The 12,949-nt window shown below is 67.6% G+C and carries 7 protein-coding genes; all 7 read right to left on the reverse strand.

Annotated features, from left to right (window positions below; all coding sequences use genetic code 11):
• Nucleotides 1–39: 39 nt before the first annotated feature.
• The gene (locus JZ791_RS21310) at nt 40–237 is read right to left on the reverse strand and encodes a DUF5988 family protein (protein ID WP_216896929.1); all 198 of its coding nucleotides are present in this window, start codon (nt 235–237) and stop codon (nt 40–42) included.
• Nucleotides 238–353: 116 nt separating this feature from the next.
• Nucleotides 354–1,898 (reverse strand): acyl-CoA carboxylase subunit beta, encoded by a 1,545-nt coding sequence (locus JZ791_RS21315; protein ID WP_216896930.1) that lies wholly within the window; start codon nt 1,896–1,898, stop codon nt 354–356.
• Entirely contained in the window at nt 1,895–7,132 is a 5,238-nt protein-coding gene (gene pks13, locus JZ791_RS21320; RefSeq protein ID WP_216896931.1) for a polyketide synthase Pks13, read from the reverse strand. The genes JZ791_RS21315 and pks13 overlap by 4 nt, the downstream gene beginning before the upstream one ends.
• Before the next feature lie 60 nt (nt 7,133–7,192).
• Nucleotides 7,193–9,115, reverse strand: a complete 1,923-nt coding sequence (gene fadD32 / locus JZ791_RS21325; RefSeq protein WP_216896932.1) for a long-chain-fatty-acid--AMP ligase FadD32 — start codon at nt 9,113–9,115, stop codon at nt 7,193–7,195.
• Nucleotides 9,116–9,531: 416 nt separating this feature from the next.
• Nucleotides 9,532–10,470 carry a cutinase family protein gene (locus tag JZ791_RS21330; protein ID WP_216896944.1) on the reverse strand — a complete coding sequence of 313 codons (939 nt, stop codon included), beginning with the start codon at nt 10,468–10,470 and terminating at the stop codon, nt 9,532–9,534.
• A gap of 68 nt (nt 10,471–10,538) precedes the next feature.
• The gene (locus JZ791_RS21335) at nt 10,539–11,096 is read right to left on the reverse strand and encodes a DUF732 domain-containing protein (protein WP_216896933.1); all 558 of its coding nucleotides are present in this window, start codon (nt 11,094–11,096) and stop codon (nt 10,539–10,541) included.
• A gap of 104 nt (nt 11,097–11,200) precedes the next feature.
• Nucleotides 11,201–12,949, reverse strand: a 1,749-nt coding sequence (locus JZ791_RS21340; RefSeq protein ID WP_216896934.1) for an alpha/beta hydrolase-fold protein, incomplete at its 5' end; no start/stop codon positions are given.

Below are 12,949 nucleotides of genomic sequence, written 5' to 3' on the forward strand. Positions count from 1 at the left end.
CCTCCGGTTTCGCCGAGGCTGTTTCGGTGCAGCAGATCTTCACTCGACGCGGGCGACCCATTCGTAAACCGGGAGGTTGCCCTGGCTGGTGTCCTGCCAGCGAGGGGTCACCTTGAAGCGCTCGTAGCCGCCGTTGAACTGCACTCGCAGTTCGACTCCCGGCGGAGTGATCGGAACGATGCGTTGCGGCAGGTCGGTCGGCCCGCCTTCCAATACGGCCTTCGGTGCGCTACCCATAGCTGAAGGCTCTCACATACCGGCTGTTCGACCCATCGAATCCGACAAAGACACTCCGTTCACCGCCAGTTCACCTCGGATCGCGGACAGGTCCGCGGTCCGAGGCGCTCGGGGATCTACAGGGGCAGGAGGTGGTGTTTGCGAGGGTTGCGGTTGAGCTGCTTGTCGCGCAGCAGGCGCATGGCGCGACGGATCTCCAAGCGGGTTGTGGCCGGCTCGATGACCGCGTCGATGTAGCCGCGTTCGGCGGCGACCCACGGCGTGGCCACGGTGTCGTTGTAGAACTCGATCATCTGCTTGCGCATCGCGTCGCGCTGATCCTCCGGGGCCATGGCGATCTGCTTACCGCCGATCAGGCTTACCGCGCTCTCCGCGCCCATGACCGCGATGCGGGCCGTCGGCCAGGCCAGGTTCACATCGGCGCCGAGTTGCTTGGAACCCATCGCCGCATAAGCGCCGCCGTACGATTTGCGTACCACCACGGTTACCTTCGGCACGGTGGCCTCGACAAACGCGAACAGCATCCGACCACCGCGCTTGATAACGCCGCTCTTCTCCTCTTCCACACCCGGCATGAAGCCCGGCGTGTCGACCACGTAAACCAGCGGCAGATCGAACGCGTCGCACAGCCGGACGAAGTGCGAGCCCTTGTCGGAGGCCCGGGCATCCAGCGAACCCGCGTACACCAGCGGCTGATTCGCGATCACGCCCACACTGCGCCCGTCGACGCGGGCGAAACCGCAGATGATGTTCTTGGCCTGGGCGGCGCCGTACTCGTGGAAGTCGCCGTCGTCGAAAATGCGCAGCAGGATCTCATGCATGTCGTATCCGGCATTGTCGGAGTCCGGAACGATGGCATTGAGTTCTCGGTCGCTGTCTGTCATCTCCGGCTCCAGACCCGGATTGATGATAGGCGGTGTGTCCTGGCAGCTCAGCGGCATGAAGCTCAGATAGTGTCGCACCCAGTCGAAGGCCGCCCGCTCATCCTTGGCGACATGGTGAATATTGCCGTACTCGGCCTGGCTATACGCCCCGCCCAGCTCCTCGAGGCTGATATCCTCCCCGGTCACCTCCTTGAGCACCTTCGGGCCCGTGACGAACATGTGGGCGCTCTCGACCGCGACCACCACGTCGGTGTTGATCGGCTGATAAACCGCGCCACCGGCACAGTTCCCCAACATGATCGAGATCTGCGGCACCATGCCCGACAGCGGCTCGGTCAGCAGTGCCAAATTGGCGTACCAGGCCAGCGAGACCACTGCCTCCTGGACACGAGCGCCGCCCGAATCCTGGATGCCGACGATCGGGCAGCCGACCTTCGCCGCATACTTCAGCGCGGCGGCCACCTTACGGCCGAAGATCTCGCCCACCGAACCGCCATACACGGTCTGATCGTGCGAGAACACCGTCACCGGCCGACCGTCGACCAAGCCATGGCCGACGACCACACCGTCGCCGTAGAGCGAATCCTTGACCGCCGGATTGCGCATCAGCGCGCCGATCTCGACGAACGTACCGGGATCCAACAGCATGTCGATCCGCTCGCGCGCCGACGGAATGCCCTTCTTGGCCCGCTTGGCCACACCTGCCTCGCCCGCGGGTTCCTGGGCGAGTTCGAGTTTCTTGCGTAGATCGGCAAGTCTCTCGGCGGTCGTACTCACTGCTCTCCCTTTGCGATCGCCGCCAGCTTCTCGGTGAGATCGGCGCCGATGACGGCGATTCGCGGTTCGTCGATAATCTGCAGGTGATCACCCGGGATGGGGATGATCTCCAGGTTCGGAATGTAGCCGTCCCAGCCGCCGTCGGGCAGGCGATCGGCATATCGGGGATCGATCTCGATGATGCCGTCGTGGTACCGGTCGGCCAGGTACAGCACGGCGTCACCCTCGTAGTGCGAGGGCCGAGTCTTCTCCAGGTCCCGGCTGTCCAGCCAGGAGGTGCGCTGATGCTCGATCACACCGCCCGGGATCTTGACGTCGGCGAACTTCATCATCTCCGTGATGATCTGGAGCTGCTCCTCGTCCGAGGCCTCGGCCAGCTCCTGCATCGTCTCGTCGTCCAGTTCGCCCTGGATGCCATAGGTCTTCTGAGCGAAGGCCTGGAAGCGCTCGATGCGGGCGCGGCGGCCCGCCACGCTGTTGTCCTCGGGCTCGACCGGAACGGCCAGATCGATCAGGCCGACGATACGCACGTCGTCACCCGCCGCGCGCATGACCTGGGCGACACCCAATGCGAATACCGCGCCGAGAGACCAGCCGTACAGCACGTACGGCCCGTCCGGATGCAGCTCGCGGATCTTGTCGGCGTACTCGAGGGCACGATCCTCGATAGATCCCTCGATGCGCTCGAACCCGTACATCGGGGTTTCGGCGGGCAGGCGCTTGAGCAGCGGCTCGTATACCAGCGTATTGCCGCCCGAGGGGTGGAAGACGAAGACCGGCAACGCCTTCGAGCCCGCGGCGGGAGCACGCAGGGTGCGCACGAAACCGTCCAGCTCTCCGGCGCTGTCCTGATTCTCGCGCACGATGTCGGCCAGCTGCTCGATGGTCGTGCAGTCGAGTACCTGCTTCGCATCGATCGGCGCGCCGATCCGCTCGCTCAGCCGCTCGGCCAGCTTCTGCGCTGTCGCCTCGTTCAGGGCGGGCAGGGCGTTGAAGATGCCGCCCGGGGACTTGCCGGTGATGGTCGCCCAGGTCGCGTAGGTCAGCCGCTCGGCGCCGTCGCGCGGGGGAATGTCCTCCTCGGCGGCCTTGGCTATGGCCGCCGCGTCGACGCCCAGGGCGTTGGTCGAATCGGCCTCGGCGGCAGCGGACTTCGGCTCACCGGCAACCGGTTCGGCAGGCTTGTCGTCGATCTTCGCCTGCACCACGGCGGCCGGGTCCTGACCCGTCGCCACCGCGGCACGGGCCGCGGCGATGAATTCATCGTCCACGGCGAGGGTTCCGCCCTCTTCGGCCTGCTTCTGCGCCATCTCCAGCATCTCGTCACGGTGGTCGATGGCGTAGTGCAGCACCTTGGCGACCTCGTGCAGGCTGGCATCGCGCACGGCCTGAATCTGTAGCTGCGGAATGTCGAACTCGTATTCCACGCGGTTCTTGATGCGCATCGCCATCAGCGAATCCAGGCCCAGCTCCATGAGCGGGATCTCCATCGGCAGATCCTCCACGGAATAGCCCATGGATTCCGCGACGATGTTCGCCAGGCGCTTCTCGACGGTCTCGGTGCTTTCGGGATCCCAGCGCTCACTGAATTCGGCGAGGACCTCCGGCGCGGCCGCTACGTCCTGCTCGACCGGAACAGCCGGGGTCGCAACGGCTTGCGGCAGCGCCGCGGGCTGGACGGTGGTCGCGGCGGTGACGACCGCCTCGAACAACAGCCGGAACGCGTTGCCCTCCTTGGCATGCACCTGCACCGAACCGCCGCCCAGATGCGGGGTCAGCGTGGTGGTCAGCGTCCCGGACGCGGGCACCGCCGCATGCGTCACGGTCGCGCCGAGCGCGACGTCCGAAAGCACCTGTGCCGCAGCGGCTTGCACCAGCGCGGCCGGATCGGTGACGGCCGAGGCCTGCACCTCCCAGGCGTGCCGGCCGTCCGGCATCGCGACGTGCGCACCCGGCGCCCGGCCGCTGCCGGAGCCGCTGACGACGCTGACCTTGGGCCAGTATTCCTTGCGCAGGAAGGCGGTTCGCGGAATATCGGCGTACACGCCCGGGGTCAGCAGCGAGGACAGATCGACCGCGTGGCCCTGCACGTACAGCTGGGCCAGCGCGGAGATGATGCCCCCGGCCTCGTCCTCCTTGCGCTTGAGCGTGGGGACCAGCGCCGCGTTGTGCACGCCCGCCGCGAACGTGGTGCCCAGAACCTGCATCAGCGCAATGGAATTGGGCGCCAGCTCCAGGAAGGTGGTGATTCCGGTGTCCACGGCCTGACGCACCGCGTTGGTGAAGTACACCGAGTGGCGCATGTTGGTCACCCAGTAGTCCACGTCGTGCACCGGATCGTGACCGGCGCGATAGACCGCGGCCTTGTGCACGGTGGAGTACAGGTCCACCGTCAGCCTGGTGGGTTCGATGCCGGCCAGCTCGGCGGCCAGCTCACCCAGCAGCGGATCCATCTGCGAGGTGTGGCCCGCGCCGCGGGTCTGCAGCACGCGCGAGAACTTGCCCGCGGCCTCCACGCGCGCGGCGATCGCGTGCACCTGATCCGGCGGGCCGCCGATCACGGTGTTGGTGGGCGCGGCGTACACCGCCACCTCGATATCCGGGAATTCCGGCAGCAGCGCCTCGACATCCTCGGCGCTGAGCTCCACCAGCGCCATATTGCGCACGTCTTCGTCGGGCAACATCTCGTCGCCCTCCTTCATCAGGCGCGAGCGCGCGCAGATGACCCGCACGGCGTCCTCGAGCGGCAGGCCGCCCGAGATGTACGCGCCCGCGGCCTCGCCCTGCGAATGGCCGACCACCGCGCCCGGCTCGGCGCCGTGCGCGCGCAGCAGCGCCGCGATGCCGACCTGGATCGCGAACACCCCGACCTGCGAGGTGCCGATATCCCAATCCTCGGCGTCGTCCAGCATCATCTCGCGGACCGAATATCCGGCCTCGTCCTGCACCAGCTCGTCGACCTGGTCGATGATGCGGGCGAAGATCGAATTCTCCAGGTAGAGCTGCTTACCCATCTTGCGGTGATGCGATCCGAAGCCCGACAGCACCCACATGGCGTCCTTCGCGGCGGGCGCGTCGGCGGTGAACACGCCCGGACCGGGCTTGCCCGTGGCCAGCGCGCGCAGGCCGGCGATCGCCTCCTCACGGGTGGTCGCCACGACGACGCCGCGCGAGCGGCCGTGGTTGCGCTTGGCCAGCGACCGCGCCACGTCCGTCAGCGGAACATCGCGTCCCGCATCGGATTCCAGCCACTCGACCAGGTCCTGTGCCGCGCGGCGGCGGCGCGAGGGCAGATAGGCCGAGACCGGCAGGATCACCGGCAGCGGCTCGGTGCGCTCCTGGGTCCATTCGGCGATCTCTTGCGGCTCATCGGTTTTCGCGAGAAGCGCCTCGGCGTCCGAGACGACGTCGGTGCTCTCGTCGTCCAGATCCGTTGCGGCGCCTGCCTCCGGAACGGCCGGCTCTGCCGCGGCGGGCACGTACTCCTGAACGACCACGTGCGCGTTGGTGCCGCCGAAGCCGAAGCCGGACACGCCGATCGTGGCCTTACCGCTGTAGCGCGGGAATTCGGTCGGGGCGTCGACGACCTTCAGATGCACGTCGTCGAACGGGATGTACGGGCTCGGCCCGGCGTATCCGATGTTCGGCGCGATGACGTTGTGCCGCAACGACATGATCACCTTGGCCAGGCTGGCCGCGCCCGCGGCGGACTCCATGTGGCCGAAGTTGCTCTTGACCGAACCCAGCAGCGCGGGTTTGTCGGCGTCGCGCCCGCGGCCGATGACGCGCCCCAGCGCATTCGCCTCGATCGGGTCGCCGATCGGGGTCCCGGTGCCGTGCGCCTCGACGAAATCGACCGTGGAGGGCACGATTCCGGCGTCCCGGTAGGCGCGGCGCAGCACGTCGGCCTGCGCGTCCGGGTTGGGGGCGAGCAGACCGTTGGAGCGGCCGTCGTTGTTGACCGCGGTGCCCTTGATGACGCCGTAGATCGTGTCGCCGTCGCGCTCGGCGTCGGCCAGGCGCTTGAGCACCACCAGACCGCCGCCGTCGGAGCGGATCATGCCGTCGGCATCGGACGAGAACGCCTTGATACGACCGTCCTTGGCGAACGCGCCGATGGCGTCGAAGCCCAGCGAGGCCACGGGCGCGAGCAGCATGTTCACCCCGCCGGCGAGGGCGACATCCGCCTCGCCCGACCGCAGATCGCGCACGGCCTGATGCACCGCGACCAGCGTCGAGGAGCAGGCGGTGTCGATCGTGACCGAGGGCCCGCGGAAGTCGTAGAAGTAGGAGACGCGGTTGGCGATGATCGCCGTCGAGGCGCCGGTGATCGCGTACGCGTCGGCCGAGGCGGGCGCGTCGGGATCGGGATTGCCCGCGCCCAGCAGCGCGACCATCATGAAGTCGTTGGTCGAGCTGCCGATGTACACGCCGACCGACTCACCCTTGAGCTCGTTCGCGGGAATCCGCGCGTGCTCCAGCGCCTCCCAGGTCAGCTCCAGCATCAGCCGCTGCTGCGGATCCACCCGCGCCACCTCGACCGGCGACATGGCGAAGAACTCCGCGTCGAAACCCTTGACGACCTCCTGATCCAGGTAGCCGCCCTTGGTGTTGGCCGCCTCGACGGCCTCGGCGATCTGCGGATCGGCGGTGAACTCCGACCACCGGCCCTCGGGCAGCTCACGGATGCCGTCGCCGCCGTTGATCAGGAATTCCCAGGTCGACTCGGGCGTATCCCCCGCCCCGGGCAGTCGCGTCGACAGACCGACGATCGCGATATCGTGCGCCAGGCCCGGATCGTGCCCGGCGGTGTAGAACGAATCGTCGGTCTGTTCCTCGGGGATGTCCTGCTCCCCGTTGATGATTCGTTCCGCCAGCGAGCCGATGGTCGGATGCTGGTACACGATCGTCGCGTTCAGCATCACCCCGGTCAGTTCCTCGATATCCCCGCCGAGGGCGATGGCGTCGCGCGAGGCCAGGCCGAATTCCTCCATCGGCCGGTCCACGGTGATCTGATCGATCGGCTGGCCGGTCGCCTCGGCGACCCAGCGCCGCAACCACTCTCGCAGCTCGGCCACCGACATGTCCGTCGATGCCCCCGCGGCCGCGCCGTCCTGCCGCGCTACGGCGGCGTCGGCGGATCCAGCGGTTTCGCCGTTGGTCGACCCCGCGTCCACGGCGGCGGTCTCGGTCGTCTCGGTGCCCGCTTGGTTCTGGGCGGAGTTATCAGCCATCAATCCTCAAGCTACCTGTGTCCGGGGGTGCAGGGGATGACGGCCGGGATAGCCGTCATGTCACTCTTCATCGGGTGCATCGGGGAAAGCCATCTGCGTGTAACCACCACGCAGTGTGCCCTCCAGATACGCGGCCTTGCAGGCGCGGCGAGCGATCTTGCCGCTGGAGGTGCGGGGTATGGAACCCGCGGGTACCAACAGTACGTCGCGAACCGTAACACCGTGCCGCTGTGACAGGGCTCCACGCACCGAGTCGGCGATCGGCATCGCGTCGGCCTTGCCCGCGCCCGGACCCCGCTCGGCGACGATGACCAGCTGCTCCGAGGAGTCCTCGGCGTCGTACTCGATGCCCGAGTGGCTGCCGGTCTCGAACACCTCGGGGGGCAGCTGATTGGCCGGAACCGAGAAGGCGGCGATGAAGCCCGGACGCAACGCGTTCGAAGCCTCCTGCGCGGAGAACTCGAGGTCCTGCGGGTAGTGGTTGCGGCCGTCCACGATCACCAGGTCCTTGACCCGGCCGGTGATGTACAGCTCGCCCTCGATGTACACGCCATAGTCGCCGGTGCGCAGCCAGATCGCGTCCGACGCGGCGCCCTCGGCGTGGCTGTCCTCGGCCTGCCGGTGTACCAGCTGGTTCTTGAAGGTCTTGCGGGTCTCGTCCTCGCGGCCCCAGTAGCCGATGCCGATGTTCTGGCCGTGCAACCAGATCTCGCCCACCCGGCCCTCGGGCAGCTCGCGGGCGCCCTCGGGGCTGTCGATGGAATCGCCGTCGACGATCGCGGCCCACTGCGACAGCGCGACGTAGCCGCAGCTGACCTGCGGGATGGAATTCGGCGCACCCTTCTCGAGGCGGACGACGCGACCGGCGTTGAGCTCGTCGCGGTCCACGTAGACGACCTTGGCCTCGTCCTCGTGCCGGGTGGCCGAGACGAACAGGGTCGCCTCGGCCATGCCGTAGCAGGGCTTGATGGCGGTCTTGGGCAGACCGTACGGGGCGAACGCGTCGTTGAACTTCTTCATCGACGAGGTGGTCACCGGCTCACTGCCGTTGATCAGGCCGATGACATTGGACAGATCCAGCGACTCGCCGTTGCGCGGCAGCCCGCGCGCGGCCGCGTGCTCGAACGCGAAGTTCGGCGCGGCGGCGAAGGTGCCCGCGCCGTCGGAGACCGCGGCCAGCTCCTTGATCCAGCGGTAGGGCCGGCGCACGAACGCGCTCGGCGACATGATCGTGATGTACTTGCCGCCGATCGCGGGCAGGATCACACACAGCAGGCCCATGTCGTGGAACAGCGGCAGCCAGGTGACCCCGCGCGAATTCTCGTCCAGGTTGATCGCGTTGACCATCTGCAGCAGGTTGGTGCCCGCTGCGCGGTGCGTGATTTCCACACCCGCCGGAGTGCGCGTCGATCCCGAGGTGTACTGCAGGTACGCGATATCGTCGACGCTGACCACGGGCGCCACCCATTTCTCCCCGAGGGAGTCGGGCACGGCGTCCACCGCGATGATGCGCGGGCGCTTGGCGGCGGGCAGCGCACGGAACAGCTGGCGCACCCCGGCGGCGGAGGAGCTCGCCGTCAGGATCGCCGAGGGCGCGCTGTCGGCCAGCACCGCGTGCAACCGGTCGGAGTGGCCCGGCTCGTCCGGATCGAACAGCGGAACCGAGATGCAGCCGGCGTAGATCGCGGCGAAGAAGGAGATGACATAGTCCAGACCCTGTGGCGCGAGGATCGCCACCCGATCGCCCGGCTTGGTCACCTGTTGCAGACGCGCGGCGACCGCGCGCAGCCGGATGCCGAACTCCTTCCAGGTCAGGTCCTGGTACTCACCGTCGCGCTCGCGTGAGTAGTCGATGTACCGGTAGGCAAGCGTGTTTGCGTCATTGCGAGTGTGCTTCTCGACGTAGTCGACCAGAGTACGGCCCTCGGGAAGTTTGATGTTCCCGTCGTCGTCCAGGTAGTCGTCGAAAGTCTCGTCCGTCATTCCTTCTCCTCCGAGGCACACGCAGCACGGCGACCTGGCCGCCGTTACCTGTGAGACCCCGACTCTCTTACGCCCGCGGCCGCTCCGTCGTGCACGAGCCTGCCTGCAGCTTTTCTGGCGGTCTGCGCGGTGACCACCTATCGGCTAGATGTGTTCAAACCAGAGACATGTTACAGAGCGAACCTCACGGCACCCTGTGGAGCATGACCGTCTCGTAGCAGGGGTATCACCGACATCCCACCTCAGTTCGATGTCGGCGAAACGCTCACCGGCTGCCTCCTTGATCAGCGTCACATTCTCGACCGATGTGTCGAGGGTAATACTGGACAGTAACCCTTCGCCCACCGTGGTGGGGACGGGAATCAGAGGTGCACTTTACATGCTGTGGAGCCAACCTTGGGTTCTCTCGTGGTCGGTCACGAATGCGGCGGACGCGGCGCATGGTTGATCAGTCCTTCGGCCCAGTTCGCGGTCCACTGTGTGGCGGTGGCCTCGTTGTTCTCATCGACAACGTACGAGGCGTACAGACTGTGAATCGGATTCCCGGCCGCGCGAACCAGGGTCAGCACGCTCGGGATGAGATTGGCCGGACTCAGCGCCTGATCGGGGGCGGCGCAGATCAGATCGCCCCGCTGGCACATGGTGTAGACGCGGCCGGCCAGCCCGCCGAAGCCCGGGCGCGCACCGGTCATCGTGATGCCGGGCACACTCAGGCCCTTCAGCGCCACCTCCGCACCGATACCCGGTGGCGTGGGCCCGACCTCGATCGCCTGTCCGGGCCCCGGAATACGACGACCGTCGGCGATCAGCGTCACACCCAGCACCTGACTTGCCGGGACCGGGCCCTTGCCCGCGCCGATATCGGCGGCGATATCGCCCGCGATGACCGCGCCCTGGGAGAATCCGGCGATCACATAGCTGGTCAGCGGGCAGTTCTTGTACATCGAGGTCAACTCGTCCATCGCGCGCTCGGTGCCCTGGGAGCGGCTGTCGTTGTACGACGCCTGCCCGTCGGGCGGCAACGCGATCGGATTGGAGAACTGCGCGACGTACGGCACGGTGTAGACGTCCACGCGGCTGGTCGGGAACTGCTGACGCACCGGGTTGGTGACGTTGAGCAACAGCGCCTTGGAATTGAACGTCGGATTGTGCGGGTCGTCGTTGGCATCGGACTCCCAGGTGCCCGGGATCGCCAGCAGCTGCACATCCGGGCAGGAGGCGGGCTGCGAACTCGGCGGGCCCGGCCTGGGCGGGGCCGGCTTGGGCAGGCGCAGCAATCCGGCCAGCAGATACCACAGCAGGATCACCACGACGACGATCACCGCGACGACCGCCAGGAATGTCAGACAGCCCATACCCCGGCGACGGCGGCGACCACCCCACTCGCGGCGGCCGGCCCGGGGGAAGCCGTTACGTCGCGGCGTCACTTGGGGCAGAAGAACTGGGTAGAGGCATCGATGTAGTTCTGACCGAGCTGATCGATCGGCATCTTCTGCTGGTCGTAGGCCGGGTCCTGACCGGCCATCGCATCCACGTAGGTCTGGATCTCCTGCGGGGAGACGTGCCCGGCCTGGGCCTGGCAGACGTACGCCGCCGCCGCCAACGCCGTCTGCGGATCCGACACGGTGATGCCGCGCTGTTTCAGGTTGTCCAGGAACGCGTGATCCTTCGCGGTCAGCTGGATCTGCTCGGGAGTGGGCGTGACCTGCACCGGCTGCTCGTTCGGCGGGGGCGCGGCGGGCGCGGCGCGGTTCGAGGTGCTGTGGGCGGCGGTGGTCGTGGCGGCGGCGGTAGTGGACGCCGGAGCCGTGGTGCTGGGTGCGGCGGTCGTGGTCGAGGTCGCCAGCGTGGGCGTGCTCGACGCCGTCGAGTCATTGTGGCCACAGGCGCTCAGCAGCAGCACGGAGGCGGCCGCGACCGCCACGCTCGCTGCCGCGCCACGCCGGGCCACGCCGGTTGCCGTTCCACGGGTCCGAAGCATGAATTCGTATCCTCGATCTAATCCGGGGTGTGAGGTCGCCGTCCAGGCTAGCGGGATACGGCGCGGAGGGGGTCGGAGACTGCGCCGGCGTGCGCCGGGAGACCCTACAATCCGTGCACTTCGGGCTTGCCGTTGCGGATCAGGATGAATCCGGTCTGGAAATTCTGCTGGACCCCTCCGGGCACCGGGAACTCGTCGCTGATCGGATAGCCGAGCCTGCCGCCCTCGAAGCCCTGCCTCGCCCAGGCGTCCATGATCGGACCGCCCCGCACCGCCCAGGCGCCCGACAGCGGGCTCCAATAGATGTTGCCGCCCTCGAACCGGCTCATGCGCCCGAGGTTCGCCAGCGGCTGCTCCTCGGCGACGGGGAAGCCCAGCCAGCTGTTCTCGAAGCCGAGCTGCGCGTATTTGCCGAGTATGAGGCCCTGTATCCGATGGGCGCCGGACTTCTCGCTGAAATAGATCGGGCCGTTCTGGAAGCCCTGAACAACGCCGTCCCGGTTCGGCGTCTTCAACTCGGCCCCGGTCGGATATCCGGCCGGACCGCGCTCGAAGCCCTGTTTACCCCACTGGTCCAGGATCGCACCGCGCACCATCTGGGCGCCGGTCTGCGGGGTCCAATAGATCACGCCGTTGCGGAATGCCTGGAACCGGCCGTGTCCGTCCGGCGTGGCGCGTTCGTCGGAGACCGGAAGGCCCAGCGGCCCCCCCGGTCCCACGGTCGCCTGATAGGTGCCGCCGATCGCGCCGGCCACCGGATGCGCACCGGTCGCCTGCGACCAGAAGACCTGTCCGCCATGGAAGTCCTGCGCCGAGCCGCCGGTCACCTGGTACTCGCCACCCACGCAGTCGCCCAGCCATTTACCCGCTCGCACCACACCGGCGACCGCGCCGGCGGCCTTGCAGGCGGGCGCGCTGGGGTTCAGTCCGAGCGCGGCCGCGGCCTGCGGCCAGGACTGACGCATCTCGAAATCCCAGTACGGCCACGAGTGGGTGCCCGAGGGCCGGAACTCCGCTGTCACCGGAATCGCCAGCTTCTCGAGTTTGCTGACGAAATTCTGAGTCGTCAGCCGGGACAGGATCTCGAGACCCATACCCGCGACGTTCGTGCTCACACCCGGGATGTCGGTCGCCTTGTCGAACGCCCCCGTGGTGCCCGCACCCGCGGAGACGTACATGCTGACGCCCCGCAGCTTGTCGGCCAGCGAATACGGGTCGTGCGCGGCCCATTCCGGGCTCGTCGGCGGTCCCCACATGTTGTTGGAGTCGAAGCCGCCGGCATCGCGCATCGCGAACATGATGGCCTGCGGCATGCCGAGGGTGGTGGTGGTCAGGAAGCCCGAGTACGAGGCCGCGTACTTGACCCAGCCCGGATTGCGCCCGGCCAGGAACATCGCGGCGGTGCCGCCCATGGAAAGACCTTCCGCGCCACGCGCGTTCGTGGCGCGCCACTGGCTCTCCAGCAGCGGCGAGAGCTCCTTGGTGAGGAAGGTCTCCCACTTGTAGGTCTTGCCGTTGTCCGGCTTCGCCCAGTCCGAGTAGAAGCTGGACTCGCCGCCGATCGGCAGGACCACCAGCGCGTCCTTGTCGGCATAGAAGTCGACCGCGTCGGCGTCGTGGGTCCAGCCGCTGTAGTCGTCCGTGGCGCGCAGGCCGTCCAGCATGATCATCTGCGGGAAGCGCATGTCCGGGCGGGTGTACCAATCCCGCGGCAGCAGCAGCTGCACCTGGACGGGGGTTCCCATCGACGGCGAGGTGATCCACAGCGAGACCCATTTCGAGGTCAGCCACACCACCTTCTGCACACTCGCACCGCCAGGCGCGGGGGCGGGTCGCGGGATCGGGGCCGGGCG

Origin of the sequence: Nocardia alni (assembly GCF_019038435.1) — a bacterium.
In the GTDB taxonomy this organism is placed as follows: Bacteria; Actinomycetota; Actinomycetes; order Mycobacteriales; family Mycobacteriaceae; genus Nocardia; species Nocardia alni.